The following is a 16,675-nucleotide window of genomic DNA, read 5'->3' as shown; positions in this document are numbered from 1 at the left end:
GGAGGTGGGACAGAATATGACAATAGAGGAGATATCCGTCAAGTTTACTGCTGACACCAATGAGCTGAAGAAAGCTCTTTCAGATATTACCGAAACTCTCAAGGGAACTGAAGCACAGACCATGGACATAGCAAGTGCCTTGGATGAGATAACGCAGCCTATCAAGGATATGTCAAAAGACCTCAGGACGCTCACAGAGCAGAGCGCTGCATATAACAAGCAGATGTCAGAGGTTACGAAGACTGTTAGCGGAACAGGCAAGGCGGTTGGTGAGATAAATTCCAAGATGCAGACTGTATCAAAGCAGAGCACTGCTGAAACGGCCAAAATAACGACCGGATGGAAAAAAGTCAAAGAAACTATGCAGGATGTATTCAACTCAAGGCCAACAGCTAATTGGGGTGGGAATACAAACAATGGCGGCGAGACGAGATCGTATAAGGTTTCGAGCAATCCCGGTGATGCAACACAGGAAAAGACACAGAAAGCTCTTGATGCGGAACAGGCCAAGCTCCAGAAGCTGCAGAATACCCTCAATGGGTACAGGATAAAGCTGGACGCAGTGAATCAGAAGTACGATATACAGAATCAGAAGGTTCAGAAAACCAGTAATGATATACAGGCACAGCAAACAAGACTTGATGGTTTAAAAAGAGATTATGAGGCGATGTCCTCAATAATGTCTGAGCTGAATATTGACGACAGCATAAATGCAGAGATGGTCAGACTCAAGACTACACTTGATGAAAATAAAATATCAGCCAACGAGTTATTCAATGCCATGGAGAGACTCAAGCAGTCTCCTTATGACATCATAGATGTTGGTAATTCGTTCATGTCCATGGAAGACATGACTAAAAAGATGAATGAACTGGATACATCAAGTGAACAGGCATGGGGAAGACTTGAGAAGTTGGAAACAGCCATGGAAGGAGTCAGTGCCGAAAGCAGAAACTTTGGAAGCACACAGGGGCTTCAGAGAATGAACTCTATTATTACTCAGCAGGAGAATAAACTGAGATCACTTCAGAACGCATATAGTACGGCATCGACACAGTCAGCAAGTTTAAGCGGTAAGCAGGAAATGCTTCAGGCAAATATGCAGCAGACAAGGGATTCTATACAGCAGGCACAGGAACGCATATCACAGCTCAGTGCCGCTTTGCAGAATACATCTCAGAATACATCTACTGGCTTTTTTGGCAGACTTGCATCTACTGTCAAGAATGTCGGTAATGCTACTGCATCACTGATTCATAGGTTCCAAAATGGTGTGTCCCACATAAGAAACTTTGGAACTGCGGCGGGCAATGCTGGGCGCAGACTGCTCTCTCTTTATGAGAATACAACACTGATAGGAAGAGGATTATCATCACTTAAAGATAAGCTGTCAGGATTAAGCTCTAAGTTTACACAGACTGCCAGAATGGTGAAGTCTATGGTGCTCTCAATGCTGTTCATGCAGCTTATGAGTGGCATGGGTGAAACCTTGCAGAGCTTTGCAAAGCAGTCGGCTGTCGTGAACAATGATCTGTCACTGCTGGCATCCTCATTTACCTACTTAAAGAGCAGCATTTTATCAGCATTTCAGCCTCTACTCAGCTATATAACACCAATACTTACAAGTATAGTGAACACTGTGGCTGATGCATTTAACAAGCTGGCTGAGTTCTTTGCATACCTTACAGGTCAAACAACATTTGAAAAGGCTGTATATACTCAGAAAGATTATTCGGCAAGCCTTGACCAGTCGGCTGCAAGTGCTAAAGAACTGCAGAATGTGCTGCTGGGGTTTGACGAGATCACCAAGCTGGATGATAACAGTGGAAGCTCCGGAAGCGGCAGCTCCGGAAACGGACTGAATACAGGCAACTGGAAAACCACAAAGGTTGATATATCAAGCAGCCTTGCAGATTCTATCAAGAGTGGCAACTGGGAAGCTGTTGGAAAGGCCCTTGGAGACAAGATAAACAGTGCTTTAGGATCTATTGATTGGAGCAGTGTCCAGAAGAAGTGCAGCAGCATAGCCGAGAAGATAGCCGACTTTTTAAATGGAGCAGTTGAGGAGACAGACTGGAATCTTGTAGGATCCACACTTGGTAATGGAATCAACACAATTCTGGGAGCAATCAATACATTCCAGAAGAAGTTTGATTTTAAGAAGTGGGGAGAGTCCCTTGCGGAAACACTAAACAGCACGCTGTCCACTACAGATTGGTCGCTGGCTGGAGATACGCTTGGTACAGCGGTTCAGAATGTCATAGATACAGGCTTTGGCTTTGCCAAGACGTTTGACTGGAAGAAAGCCGGGGAGAGTGCAAGCAAGACAGTTAATAACTTCTTTGGAGCGATAGACTTTAAGGAGGGTGGTAAGACCTTCGGTGAGGGTGTAAAGGGTGTACTGAACAGTATATCGACATTCTTCGATGAAGTGGACTGGGATTCTATTGGTACAGATCTTGTCGATGCAATAACATCGGTAGACTGGATAGGAATCATTACAGGTGCTATCAAGGCTGTCATCAGTGTTGCAGGCGCATTTTACAAATTGGTACTTGCTATCTGGGATGCTATTATCAATCAGATCAAGAGCACAGACTGGTCAGATCAGGCACAGAAGATATGGGAAGGTATCAAAGATGTATGGGCTAAACTCAAGGATACAGCACTTGAGGTTGGTCTCAAGTTGAAGAATACTTTGTCAGATATTTGGGAATCGATAAAGAGCCTGTGGGGAGACTCAGAAAACAAGTCACTGCCTATAGCTGCAAAGTTGTCAGCGGCGCTTGATGAGGAAACTGTTGGTAAGATAAAAGACTGGGCAACAGATAAGCTGCAGGACTGGAAAGATAAAACCGCTATATTGACTGCCACTGTAGCAACTACACCAGCGGCTATAAGACAATGGTGGAAGGACAGGGCGGATCAGTGGAAGGATAAGATATCAAAGTTTAGCGTTAATTCCGTGACAACGATTCAGAACATAAAAACGTGGTGGAACAATAGATCGGCACAGTGGAAAAATAAGATATCAAAGTTTAGCGTTAATTCCGTGACAACGATTCAGAGCATAAAAACGTGGTGGAACAATAGATCGGCACAGTGGAAAAATAAGACTGTAAGGTTCACAATCGTAGCAGCTACTTCTGTGCAGGCACTAAAAAACGGTTTCAGATCAGCCATAAATACGGTTATTGGATGGATAAATACTTACATTATCGACAATCTTAACAAGCTGAGTTGGAAGATTAATCCTATCCGTTATTATGATATTATTCACGGAAAATATAAGACATTATTCGATGGAACTACAATTGGTTTTAATGTTGGACATATATCCACATTTGCGACTGGCGGTTTCCCGGAGGACGGCTTGTTCATGGCGAACCACGGAGAGCTTGTTGGTAAGTTCAGCAATGGTAAGACAGCGGTTGCGAATAATGCTCAGATAGTCGAAGGTATTGAAGCTGGTGTATACAGGGCGGTCACAGCGGCGAACAGTGGTGGCGGCAAGTCAGGTGGAAACACACCTGTGATAAATGTATATGTCGGCGGCAAACAGGTTACAGATGTTGTTATAAAGGACATCAACGACAGGACCATCCAGACAGGCAAGAATCCAATATTGGTATAGGAAAGGAGTGAGACTGTGGCAGCAGAGCTTGTTATAAATGGAGTGGACATGCCAGATCCAGCGATCAATGGTGGTCTCACTTATGCGCCAGAGAAGATCTGGAGCAAGAACACTGGGCGAGTCTCGGATGGAGAAATGTTCGGTGATATCGTGGCCAGAAAGATGACATTGAAGATTAAGTGGAATTACCTCACAGAATCACAGATAGCACTTATAGAGAGTGCAATCTATGATTCTTTTTTTGATGTTAAATTCAAGGATCCACGAACAAAGCAATATGTAACAAAGAGGATGTATGCAGGCACTCCGACATACCCGGTATATGACATACGTGATGGAATGTACAGGTATACAGGGGTTGGAGTTGACCTGATAGAGAAGTAGGAGATATCGGATGTACACGAAAGTATCAGATAACTTTGGCAATAGAATAATGGGCGATGGCAGAACCTTCAGAGCACGTATAACATGTGATGACACTGTCATAGAATCCGGTTTTGTCAGTGTTGATATGAAGTGTATAGCCGGAACTGGAACAAGCACCTTAGAGATAGGGTGCGCCAGTTCCACGCAGCTTGATATCACAATGATACAGCCGGATATAAGTCTGACCGGCAAGGAATTTCTGCTTGAGATAGGCCTCATGCTTGATGATGACAGTATAGAGTATGTCAAGATGGGATACTTCATGGCGCAGAAACCTACTGTTGATGATGGCAGGATCACGTTCACTGCATACGACAGGATGGCTTACAAGCTGTCTGGATATTATCTGTCTAATCTCTTATATCCTTGTGATATATCGGAGGTATGTGCAGAGATAGAGACATTGACAGGCATCAGAATGAAGAATGCTCCGTCAGGAATCAACATATCAAAAAACTTTGATGGCTACACATACAGACAGGCAGTTGGATTCATAGCTGGCATTGACGGCAAGTTTGCAACATTTGACAGGGACGGAGTGCTTGATTTCAGGTGGTACACGACAACGGATTATTCGGTAGGGCTTAACAGGTCGTTTGATGATGTTGTTGTGCAAGAGAACATGTTTCAGGTTGGGTATATCTCATGTGCTGTTGATGAGAACAGCACAATAAAATCAGGACAGGGGCTTACAGGAATAGCAACAAGCAACTTCCTGATGACACAGGAGATTCTTGACGGCCTGTATGCAAAGCTGAAGGATATGAGCTATCATCCAACGACATGCAGTTTTGCGGGTGATATGAGACTTGAGCTTGGAGATATAGTACAGGTATTGAGCAGAGATGGCAAAGCATATCCGGTGCCGGTCATGAGCTTGGATTTCAGTTATGACGGCGGGCTTATAACGGCTATCGGATCATATGGCAGTACAGAACTCAGTGAAGCGACATATGTAAGCCCAACCGAGAACTATGTGCAGCAGGTATACAGGCGTTTGTATGCAGATAAGCTGGATGCGAAAGATGCGGCTATCAAGTATGCACAGATAGATTTTGCAAATATAGGTAAGGCAGCTCTGGAGCAGTTTTTCGCCAAGTCGGGATTGATTGAAGATGTTGTGGTCGGTGATCAGAAGGTCACAGGAACACTCGTTGGTGTGACTATCCTGGGAGACAGTATCAAGGGTGGTACAGTCATAGCGGATAAGCTCGTCATCAAGGGTGAAGATGGTCTGTATTACAAACTGAATACTGATGGTAACACAGTAGAGAAAGAGCAGACGGATTACAACAGCCTTGATGGCGGTGTGATCAGAGCTAAGTCTATCACGGCAACTAAGATAGCTGTTGATGATCTTGTGGCATTTGGAGCAACAATAGGCGGCTGGCACATAGCGGATGGTTGTTTATACTCTGGCACAAAAGAGAGTATGAGTAATACATCCCGGGGAACATATCTCGGAAGTGATGGCCAGATAAACATTGGTGATTCTGACAATTTCATAATGTTCTATGTGGATAATAAGGGAGAATCCCATCTTGCTATATCGGCAGATAAATTCACCCTTGGCAAGCAGAACATAGAAAACATTATAAGTGACATAAAACAGGATGTTGATAATGTCAGAGATGAGATAACCACACTCCTGAGGATAGAATCATCAAGAGGAACCGTATTTAAAAATAATGCAGTATCAACAGTCTTGTCTGTGGTGATATACCACGGAAAAGACAGGATAACAGATATAGATAAGTTACATGAAGTGTATGGAAGTTCAGCCTACATCCAGTGGAAATGGCAGAAACTTGATGAAGAAGAATATGGAATAATATCATCCGCCGATTCAAGAATGAGTAACGACGGATTTTCTTTTACCCTTTCACCAGATGACGTGGACACAAAAGTAACTTTCATGTGTGAACTTATAACAGATTAAGGAGGATTATATATATGGCAACAATAAAAGCAGCAGATCAGGTTACTGTACTTGATGTATCAGATGCTTACAACGTAGTGTTGTCAAGCGAAGCATACACATTCCTTGGGGACACGCAGGGAGCTGCGGCCGGTTCTAAATGCACAACAGATGCGGCAGCATATTGTGGTAATAACATGTGTTCCGTTGTTACAGTAGATGCCAAGGCAATAGTTTGCCCAACAGGAGTGACAGCTGCGGTAAGTAACAGTGGAACTTCAAAAGTCACAATCACATTTACTCTGACGGCGAAGCTGACAACTGCATGCGAGGCAACTATCCCAGTTGTTGTTGATGGGGTAACGATCAACAAGAAGTTCTCGTTTGCCGTAGCGAAGACAGGAGCAACAGGAGCTAAAGGCGATAAAGGTGATCAGGGAGTACAGGGACCTCAGGGCCCGCAGGGGGTATCACCAACTGTATCTGTCACAAAGGCTAATGGTGTAACAACAATCACTATCACTGATAAGGACGGCACACATACTCAGACTGTTAAGGATGGCACAAATGGCACTCCGGGAACTCCAGGAACAAACGGCAAGACACCATATTTTCATGTGAAGTATTCAAACGATGGAGGTAAGACATTCACATCCAACTCAGGAGAAGATGTTGGAATGTATATCGGCACATGCACTGATTATAACCCAGCAGACCCGGCAACAGTAGGGGCTTATACATGGGCAAGAATCAAAGGCGAAACGGGCGCCAAGGGTGATAAAGGCGCAACTGGAGAAACTGGCCCTCAGGGTGAGAAAGGCGCAACAGGAGCAACAGGCCCACAGGGCCCTCAGGGCAATGCAGGAGCGGATGCACTGACATTAACAATTACATCAAGTGCCGGAATCATCTTTAAGAATAACACCGGTTCTACGGTACTTACAGCACATGTATTCAAGGGCAGTGCTGAACAAACTATTTCTTCAACAGGAGTAGTATCTGGGATAGGTACAGTCAAGTGGTATGCAGGCGGAGTATACCAGAAGTCTTCAAATACTTATGCGGTGGGTGCAGGAGATGTACCTAACTCACTGGCTATAACATGTCAGCTTGAAGCATAGGGGGTGTATCTATGGCGGCAAATGGACCAATCATTAAAGCCAAAGCGGAAATAACCATATTTAATGTCAAGGATGTCAAGAGTGTAACAAGGTATTATCTACTTCAATCATCCACAGCTACAGCACCAGCTAAGCCAACGGCAAATCCTCCCGGTGGGAAATGGGTTACAACTGAGCCAAGCTACACCAGTGGATCAACCAATACTTTGTACTTTGTAGATCAAACTATCTTGAGTGATGGATCTGTGTCCTATTCGGATGTATCTAAGTCAAGCAGCTATGAAGCGGCAAAGGCAGCTTACAACAAGGCTCTGTCAGTTGAGAAGTCGGGGAATGAATTGAAGCTATTCTGGGAGAAACTTATAAACGTTGACGAAGCGGATCCGGACAACTATGAAAAGTATATTACATTCAAGGATGGCAACATCATAGTAGGTATAGATGGGTTGAAACAGCATCTTGTGATTGGCAGTGATGGTATATACATAACAAATGGAAGTTCAATCAGCTTAGCTAAGTCAGGTGTGGTACAGCTTGGAAAGCATACTATCATTGGTGATAACTCTGGCGAGTCGTCACTGACAGTCAGAGGAGATGTGGGAGCGTCACTTTTTAAGGTAATAAGCTCAATCGTAGCATCCACTTGGCTGACCGCAAGGGATAATGCGGTATTTAATGCAGGCGACAGTATCCTTGACAACGACTATTACCCGCTCATATCGCTTCCAACCTTAAATTCTACCTGGGCAGTGGCGACCTACAATAACTTATATGGAAATGCACTTGCATTTACGAGGACAACAGATAGCGACTATTCAACCGGTACAAACAGGAAGACAGGTAGCTCATCTTATCTTGACAGCGGCATTGGAATGGCACTTGATGGCACAGGTATATCCGGTGCAATAACGGTTAACAGCACAAATGCATCTAATATAACAAACAGAAACCTCAGACGTATCGGCAATGTTGTGCAGATGTACATGTCATGTAAGGTCAAGAAGTCATACGCTGTTGGTAGGACCGGAACTGTAGGTGTTGCATCCGTCCCGACTGGTTTCAGGCCGGTATCGATCGTAGCTGTATCATCCGGTCAGCAGGGACCGCCGGTTACAGGAATCGTGGGGCCTGACGGAAACATCTGCATGATGGGTACTACAGTGAAACTTGCAGCAAATGATGAGATATCACTCTCTGGAACATGGCTGACAGGCGATAAATGGACATCTTAATTTAGGAGGATAGAAAGTATGAAAAATGCAATATGTACAACCGCCGGAGCAATAGGCGGTGTGATAGCATCCTTGTTTGGTGGATGGGATGCTGGACTGGCAACACTGGTCATGTTCATGGCAATTGACTATGTGAGTGGTTTGGTGGTGGCTGGAGTTTTCCACAACAGTAAGAAAACATCGTCAGGGGCCTTGGAGAGCAAGGCAGGATGGAAGGGATTATGTCGTAAGGGCATGTCCCTTTTGTTTGTATTGATAGCCTATAGGCTCGATCTGGCGATAGGGTCAAACTATATCCGGGATGCGGTGATAATAGGATTTATTGTAAATGAGACGATCAGTATTGTGGAGAACGCTGGTCTCATGGGCGTACCGCTTCCTGAGGTAATCAATAAAGCAATAGACATATTAACATCAAAGAGTGAAGAGAAAGGCGGCGATCAAAATGAACGGAATTGACATCAGTGCATGGCAGGGGGATGCTGGAATAGACCTTGCCAAAGTGCCATACGACTTCTGCATCGTGAAGGCGACCGAGGGAACGAACTACAAGAACAGATACTTTGCTAGTCACTGTGATAAGGTCCTGAATAGGAAGAAGCTCTTGGGCGTGTATCACTACGCAAATGGCGGAGATCCACACAGTGAGGCGGAGTATTTTATCGCCTATAGCAAGAAATATATCGGCAAAGCAATTCTTGTTCTGGACTGGGAGGCAAAAAACAACCATCTGTTTGGTGTCAAGGATCTGGAGTGGTGCCTGAAGTGGTGTAATTATGTGCAGAAGAAGACCGGCATCAAGCCGATCATATATGTGCAGAAGAGCGCTATGGATGCCGTGAAGAAAGCTGGATATGGCCTGTGGGTCGCTCAGTACCCAGATTGCAATGAGACCGGATACCAGGAGCACCCATGGAATGAGGGAGCTTACAACTGCCTTATACGTCAGTACACATCTGTCGGTAAGCTCTCAGGTTACAGCGGCAGCCTTGATCTCAATAAGGCTTATATCAGTGCAGCGAGCTGGAATAAGCTGGCCGGTAAGGTCAAGACCGCATCTGCATCCACGACAGCAAAGAAGAGCGTCAATACACTGGCTAAAGAGGTGTTAGCGGGCAAATGGGGCAATGGTGCTGATCGCAAGAGTAGACTGGCCAAGGCTGGTTATGACTATAGCAAGGTTCAGGCAGCAGTCAACAAACTTGTCAAGGCATCACAGATGACACAGGACAAGATCATCAATGCAGTTGCTCATGAAGTCATCATAGGCAAGTGGGGCAACGGACAGGAGCGTATCAATAGGCTTAAGGCAGCGGGGTATAATCCAACTATAATCCAGAACAAAGTCAATGAGATTTTGAAGTAGAACAGAGAGCCCATCATAGCAATATGGTGGGCTTTTTTTAGGGGCAATTTAGGGGCAATTTAGGGGCAAAAAATTGATTTGCCATGATATGTTATTACACGAAGTACCTTCAAAAAGTAACGTATTTAAGCCATTTTGAGATATTTTGACATATCAATATATTAATTATAAAATAAACAATATGTATAAATGTATACAATGGAGGAGAGAGATGAATAGAAGGAGAACAAAAAAGGGGGCGTCGGATTCTACAGAAATGGTAGATACGATAGGCTTCAATATGCGGGATATCCGCAAAAACAGCAGATCTTCGAAGTATACGGTAAAGTATATGGTTGCGGAGATAAATGAGCTCCTGCCGGAGAATCATAAGATAACAGAAGGGATATATTACAAGTGGGAGAATGAGGAGAGGCTTCCGACAGCGCGGCACATTCCGGCTATAGCTAGTGTTCTCGGTGTGTCTGAGACTGCACTTTTTCACTGGCAGGGTATGAAGAATGGAACTGTCAACAGTAAATATAGTCAACTGGTTGAGAGCGTTAAAGCACTTGGAGATGACAAGACGGCTGATATAGCCTGGCTTGCATCGGGTTGGTCAGGTGACCTTAAAGCTCTGGTTGAATTTGACATGCTGTATGCAAGTCTGCCTGCGGAGGACAGACGGGATGTGGCATCTCTTGGAATAAGATTATATGATGTGTGCAGGAAAGAGGGCAGACTGAATCAGGATGTGCCATCTGTGGATTTCTCTTATTTGCAGCAGGCTCTCAGGGATCTGTGGGCATCAAAGTAAGATATAATTGCACAAATAAAAAAAATATCTTTGTTCTTTTTGACAAAATATCCAACTTGACATGGTAAAAATCAAAAAAATCTTGACTTGTGCACAAAAAAAGCTATGATAATATCAAGGGCAACCGATTGCGCATGGAGCGTTGCGCAAATGCGGAGATATGTGCTGAACAAAAGGAGACTTGAACATGGAGACAAAAGAGTCAGGCCAGAAGATGACCATTTCTGATGTGGCTGAGGCGTTAAATATATCTAAGACTACAGTATCGAGAGCGATTTCCGGAAAGGGAAGGATCGGTGCCGAGACAAGGCGGAGAGTTCTCGAGTATATAGAGGAGCATAATTATAAGCCAAGCGTTATAGCGAAGGGGCTGGCACAGTCAAAATCCTATAATATAGGATGGGTCATGCCGAGCGACTACAGCGTGGTGGATCTGCCGTTCTTTCAGAAGTGCCTGATGGGATTGCTGGAGATGGCTGCGCCAGTGGATTATGATGTGCTTGTGTGTACAGTGTCACCGGATGATATGAGCCAGTTGGAGAGAATTGTTGAGAATCATAAGGTGGATGGGGTTGTACTTGGAAGAACTCTTGTGAATGATGCCCCGGCAGAATATCTCAAGGAAAAAAAGATACCATTTGTTGTGGTTGGAAGTATGGATGATGACAATGTTGTCCAGGTTGATCATGATCACAGAAGTGCATGCCGTGAGCTTACATCTATACTGCTTGCCAAAGGAATGACTAAGGTAGCCCTCATGGGTGGCAATAAGAATCATGTGGTAACCCTCAACAGGTATAGAGGATATCTTGATGCGATGGAGGATATGGAGGTACCGGTAGATAACAGCCTGGTATACTTTGATATAGATAATTCCGTATTATGTGAACATGCCATTGAAGAGATAATGAAGCAGAAAGCAGAATGCATACTGTGTATGGATGATGGAATATGCCAGAATGTACTTAATATACTGGATAAGAAGGGCATAAAGGTGCCAACTGATGTGAGAGTTGCGTCATTCTACAACAGCTCACTTCTGAACAATTACCAGCCTGCGATCACATCGCTCCAGTTTGATCCGCGTGAGCTTGGAATGGTGGCATGTAAACTGCTGGTGGATTTTATAGAGGGCAACGAAGTTAAGAAGAAGACACATCTGGGTTATGAACTCAGATTAAAAGAGTCAACGAAGTAATTCATAGTTATATATCCTTCCTAGAGGGGCGTCAGTGTTTGGCTGACGCCCTGTTTTTATGTGAAAAGGGCCAGAATATGCGCAATATGCGCAAAAAAATGATGCGCGACGGGCATGAAAATACACCATAGAATATTGCTGTTATAGCAATATTCTATGGTGTAACAAAGAGGAAAGTAATGAAAAAACGGCCTAAATGAGTGTAATAATGGCTAGAAAAGGAAATGAAACATGAAAATCTCACATATGGGATTGCGGATGATTAACAAATATTACCATATATAGTGTGCAACGCAAACGGGTGCGCAAAATATAACGAACATGGAAACGTTTCCGAATGAAGCGGCTTGTGCAAAATGTATATTTTTTTATTTTAAAAGTTATATGAATTAGTAGTTGACAACAATAAACAGAACTGATAATATATAACCATAAAGAACAACCGATTGCGCACGGGAAACAATAAGGGCAACTAATTTTCTTATTATTTATTTAAAGAGGAGGACATAAGAATGAGAAAGAAAGTTTTATCATTAACACTTGTTGCTGCGATGATGGCAGGATGCCTTGCGGGATGTGGCAACGCAGATTCAAAGGACGAAGGAACAACAGCAGCTGCTGGCGACAGCACAACACAGGCTGCAGCATCAGATGATGCGATTCAGAACTTAATTGATGCAACAACAGGAACTGTAGATCTTTCGGTATGGGCTTCTGAGGAAGATCAGGATCTCACAACACAGGTTATTGAAGAATTCAAGAAAAAGTATTCAGATGTTGACTTCAACATCACACTCGGAGCCGAGTCAGAGTCAAAGACAAAGGATGATATCCTGGTAGACGTTGAGGCTGCTCCTGATGTATTCGCATTTGCTGATGATCAGATCAATGAGCTGGTTAAGGCTGGAGCACTTCAGCCGGTACAGGCTACATATACTTTTGATGTTGCAAACGAGAATGTAGCAGCTTCTGTTGAGGCAGCTTCTGTTGATGGAACATTATATGCATATCCAATGACAGCAGATAACGGATACTTCATGTTCTATGATTCATCAGTATTCACAGAGGATGATGTTCAGTCACTGGATGCTATGATCGAGGCAGCAAAGAAGGCAAATAAGAAGATTGCTATGAACGTATCAGATGCCTGGTATGTATACTCATTCTTCCAGGGTGCAGGTCTTGACCTTACACTTAACGATGACGGACTTACAAATACATGTACTTGGAATCAGGCAGGCGGTACAGACGTAGCTCAGGCAATTCTTGATCTCTTTAAGACTGGCGCATTTGTAGATATGGATGATCCTACACAGGCAACAGCAATCGCTGAGGGTACGATCTGTGCAGCAGTTAACGGAACATGGAGAGCGGCAGACGCTCAGGCAGCATGGGGCGAGAACTATGCAGCAGCTAAGCTTCCTACATACACAGTTGCAGGCAAGCAGGTTCAGATGGCTTCATTCTCAGGATGCAAGCTTGTAGGTGTAAACCCACATTCAAAGAACGTAGGCTGGTCAATGCTTCTTGCTGAGTATCTTACATCAGAGGATACACAGGTTACAAGATTTAAGCAGAGAGGCCTTGGTCCTTCAAACATCAACGCTTCAGAGTCAGAAGAAGTTAAGGCTGATCCAGCTATATCAGCTCTTGCAGCTCAGGCAGCATATGCAACACCACAGCGTGTAGGCGGCAACTACTGGACACCAGCTGAGACACTTGGTTCAATCCTTGCCCAGGGTAATCCGGACGGAACAGATCTTCAGAAGCTTCTCGACAATGCTGTAGAAGGAATTGAAGCACCTGTATCACAGGAGTAATCTCAATTAAGAAGTACTTTGAATAATATTTATAGGTTATAATGAGAATGCCTCATATGTCATTCGTGGCATGTGGGGCATTTTAAAAAGAGAGGAGCTTTTTCATGAAGAAAATATCAGGATTCTTTAAAGCCATAGGAAGATACTTCAAGAATTTTGGTGTTGCTTTTGCAAAAGGTGATATATGGGTTAAGCTCTCAGCGGTTATCATGGGTGCAGGTTACTTCGCAAGAAAGCAGATCGTCAATGGTTTGATCATGCTCATCGTTGAGGCTGCGTTTGTGTTGATGTGCGTAGGCTATGCGGCACCAAACCTTGCCAAATTTGGAACTCTTGGAACTGTAAAGTTTGAGCAGGTATTTGATCCACTCACCATGCAGACAACCACTAATAATTACGACAATTCTTTCCAGATCCTTCTCAATTCGGTGGTTGCGTTGTTCATCATACTTATATTCGTGCTTTTCTACATTCACAATATCAAGACAGTGTACAAGCTTCAGCAGATGAAGGAAAATGGAGAACATATAAATACATTCAAGGAAGATATGAAGTCACTCTTCAACGAGAAGTTTCACATAACACTTCTCACACTTCCGACAATTGGTGTAGTCATAATGAATATTCTGCCGATACTTATTCTTATAGCGGTGGCATTTACCAATTATGACCAGCAGCACCTTCCACCAAACTCACTGTTTACATGGGTGGGCTTCAAGAACTTCGCAAGCCTGTTTTCAAACAGCATGACAGTCACATTTGGATATTCATTCAGAAAGGTTCTTGGCTGGACACTTGTATGGGCGGTCATGGCAACATTTACCACATTCATAGGCGGTATCCTTCTTGCCAAGGCGATCAATTCCAAGACAACCAAGCTGCCAAAGATGTGGAGAACACTTTTCATCATATCAATAGCAGTTCCGCAGTTCGTAACACTGCTTTTGGTTAGAAACTTCTTCGCTGATTCCGGTATTGTGAACACTATCTGCTCAAATATTGGTATCACAGACATGCTTAAGCATGTAGGACTTGTCGGTGAACATCTTACATATATACCGTTCCTGACCGATCCTCACTGGGCAAAGGTAATGATCATTCTCATCAATATCTGGGTCGGTGTTCCATACCAGATGCTGATCGCAACAGGTGTTCTGATGAATATACCTACAGATCAGATCGAGAGTGCAAAGATTGATGGAGCAACAAATTTCCAGGTGTTCTGGAAGATCACAATGCCATATATCCTGTTCATTCAGGGCCCGGCACTTATAACAGACTTTGTAAAGAATATCAACAACTTCAACGTAATCTACCTGCTCACACAGGATGTATTCGTCACACAGAATCAGGCGCTTGCCAATTCGCATGCAAAGGAAGTTGACCTTCTTGTTACATGGTTGTTCAGACTTACAAATGAATACTACGACTACAAGATGGCATCTGTTATCGGTATCATAGTATTTATCATATGTGCAGCATTTACACTTATATCATTCTCAAGAATGATCTCAGGAGATAAAGAGGAGGAGTACCAGTAATGAAGAAAACAATAGGTTCGATCGTTAAACATATCGTATTACTTGTCCTCGCGGTTATCTGGCTGGTTCCGATCATCTGGCTGGTTGTCACCTCATTCAGCGGATATAAGGGAATCAACACAGCGCATTTCTTCCCAACTAGCTGGTCTATGGACAACTTTGTTCAGCTGCTCACAAGACCTGATTCGGTTGTGCAGTATGTGTCATGGTTCAAGAATACACTTATCATTGCAGTATTTACATGTATCATCTCTACTATATTTGTAATTATGGTCAGCTATGCGATGAGTTGTATGAGATTCAACGGCAGAAAACAGATCATGAGTGCGTCGCTGATACTCAATATGTTCCCTGGCCCACTTCTCATGATAGCAATTTACTTTATCCTGAAGATGCTGGGACTTACAAACAGCCATTTCGGTATGATCATAGTTTACTCAGCGGGATCGGGACTTGGATTCCTCATCATGAAGGGATTCATGGACACAATACCAATGTCACTTAAGGAGGCTGCCAGACTTGAGGGCGCTTCGGAGGCAAAGATATTTACGAAGGTAATTCTTCCTCTGTGTAAGCCAATAGTAGTGTATCAGGTAATCAGTTCTTTCCTTATACCTTGGGGCGATTTTGTATTCGCAAAGCTTATGCTCAACTCAGGAGTTTCGAAGGACTGGACAGTAGCTATAGGTCTTTACAATATGCTTGAAAAATCACTTGTCAACAAATACTTCTCAGTATTCTGTGCCGGCGGTATCGTGGTAGCTATCCCTATCTCAATACTGTTCGTCATCATGCAGAAGTACTATGTAGAGGGTGTAACTGGCGGTTCTGTAAAGGGTTAAGGCGGACGGTCTGAGAGAAATGAGAAAATTTATTTTGGGCAGGTGTCTGCGTACCGGATGGACCACATATGGATGGTGGTGTGGATGCCTGCTATAATTAGCCCTAAAATAGGGCTGACAGGATGAAAAATGAAGATATTGTCACTTGTTAGGGGACGATCATCTTTAGATCAAAAGGTTACAACATATATGAAATAGGAGATTTAAGATATGGAGAATACATTTATTGTAAACATTATCCATCGTCCTGAGATGGTTCCTGAGTATGCCGAGAAGGTTACAGGCCATGGTCAGGCAGAGGATATCGGAAGAAAAGCTCTCCTCACAGAGTCACTGGACATATTCAAGTTCCAGCAGGAGACAGCTCACAAGAACGGACTCAAGACTACTATTCAGATGACATATGCCAGTCTTTTCAATGAGGAGGCTGTGTCACTGGCAAAGGAGCACCACGAGAAGTACGGAGATGAGATAGCGCTCTCACTTCTCGGACTTCCTTGCACAGAGTTCAGAGAGAAGTACAAGACCAAGGACTTCTGTATCTGGATGTTCTCAATGGAGGACAAGAAGAATATCGTTGATGACGTATTTGGAAAGTTCCATGATATATTTGGCTTCTACCCTGAATCAACTGGTTCATACTACATGGACGCCGAGCTCACAAACTACATCAAGGAGAAGTACCCATCAGTCAAGTGTGCAGTTGCAACATGCTGGGAGGAGGGCCCTAAGGCTTACCACACATGTAACAACTCATGGTACACACTGTTTGATGGCGGCC

12 protein-coding genes and 1 pseudogene are annotated in these 16,675 nt (G+C 43.7%); all 13 read left to right on the top strand.

The window, feature by feature from the left end; all coding sequences use genetic code 11:
• Nucleotides 1-16 precede the first annotated feature (16 nt).
• Nucleotides 17-3,634 carry a hypothetical protein gene (locus AB5150_RS13430; RefSeq protein WP_368292036.1) on the top strand — a complete coding sequence of 1,206 codons (3,618 nt, stop codon included), beginning with the start codon at nt 17-19 and terminating at the stop codon, nt 3,632-3,634.
• Nucleotides 3,635-3,649: 15 nt separating this feature from the next.
• The gene (locus AB5150_RS13425; protein ID WP_055222268.1) at nt 3,650-4,018 is read left to right on the top strand and encodes a DUF6711 family protein; all 369 of its coding nucleotides are present in this window, start codon (nt 3,650-3,652) and stop codon (nt 4,016-4,018) included.
• A gap of 10 nt (nt 4,019-4,028) precedes the next feature.
• Nucleotides 4,029-5,999: a hypothetical protein gene (locus tag AB5150_RS13420; RefSeq protein ID WP_368292035.1), complete on the top strand. Its 1,971-nt coding sequence runs from the start codon at nt 4,029-4,031 to the stop codon at nt 5,997-5,999.
• Nucleotides 6,000-6,013: 14 nt separating this feature from the next.
• The gene (locus AB5150_RS13415; RefSeq protein WP_055222266.1) at nt 6,014-7,099 is read left to right on the top strand and encodes a collagen-like protein; all 1,086 of its coding nucleotides are present in this window, start codon (nt 6,014-6,016) and stop codon (nt 7,097-7,099) included.
• An 11-nt stretch (nt 7,100-7,110) separates the two neighbouring features.
• The gene (locus AB5150_RS13410; RefSeq protein WP_368292034.1) at nt 7,111-8,331 is read left to right on the top strand and encodes a hypothetical protein; all 1,221 of its coding nucleotides are present in this window, start codon (nt 7,111-7,113) and stop codon (nt 8,329-8,331) included.
• A gap of 18 nt (nt 8,332-8,349) precedes the next feature.
• Nucleotides 8,350-8,790: a holin family protein gene (locus AB5150_RS13405; protein ID WP_368292032.1), complete on the top strand. Its 441-nt coding sequence runs from the start codon at nt 8,350-8,352 to the stop codon at nt 8,788-8,790.
• Entirely contained in the window at nt 8,777-9,697 is a 921-nt protein-coding gene (locus AB5150_RS13400) for a GH25 family lysozyme (protein ID WP_368292031.1), read from the top strand. The genes AB5150_RS13405 and AB5150_RS13400 overlap by 14 nt, the downstream gene beginning before the upstream one ends.
• Before the next feature lie 211 nt (nt 9,698-9,908).
• Nucleotides 9,909-10,493, top strand: coding sequence for a transcriptional regulator (locus tag AB5150_RS13395; RefSeq protein WP_015534548.1), 585 nt, complete (start codon nt 9,909-9,911; stop codon nt 10,491-10,493).
• Nucleotides 10,494-10,680: 187 nt separating this feature from the next.
• On the top strand, nt 10,681-11,691 hold the full coding sequence (locus tag AB5150_RS13390) for a LacI family DNA-binding transcriptional regulator (RefSeq protein ID WP_022217055.1): 1,011 nt from the start codon (nt 10,681-10,683) through the stop codon (nt 11,689-11,691).
• 512 nt (nt 11,692-12,203) lie between these two features.
• Nucleotides 12,204-13,511 carry an extracellular solute-binding protein gene (locus AB5150_RS13385; RefSeq protein WP_015534549.1) on the top strand — a complete coding sequence of 436 codons (1,308 nt, stop codon included), beginning with the start codon at nt 12,204-12,206 and terminating at the stop codon, nt 13,509-13,511.
• A 104-nt stretch (nt 13,512-13,615) separates the two neighbouring features.
• Entirely contained in the window at nt 13,616-15,052 is a 1,437-nt protein-coding gene (locus AB5150_RS13380; protein ID WP_055272114.1) for a carbohydrate ABC transporter permease, read from the top strand.
• Complete coding sequence (locus tag AB5150_RS13375) at nt 15,052-15,894, top strand: sugar ABC transporter permease (RefSeq protein ID WP_022217052.1); 843 nt, start codon at nt 15,052-15,054, stop codon at nt 15,892-15,894. Before AB5150_RS13380 ends, AB5150_RS13375 begins: the two co-directional genes overlap by 1 nt.
• 210 nt (nt 15,895-16,104) lie before the next feature.
• Nucleotides 16,105-16,675, top strand: a pseudogene (locus tag AB5150_RS13370) (hypothetical protein); the annotation flags it as partial.

This window comes from Coprococcus sp. RTP21281st1_F1_RTP21281_210402 (assembly GCF_040915325.1).
GTDB lineage: Bacteria > Bacillota > Clostridia > Lachnospirales > Lachnospiraceae > Coprococcus > Coprococcus aceti.
Note: the sequence above shows the minus strand (reverse complement) of the source record. Positions and strands in the feature narration are given on the sequence as shown.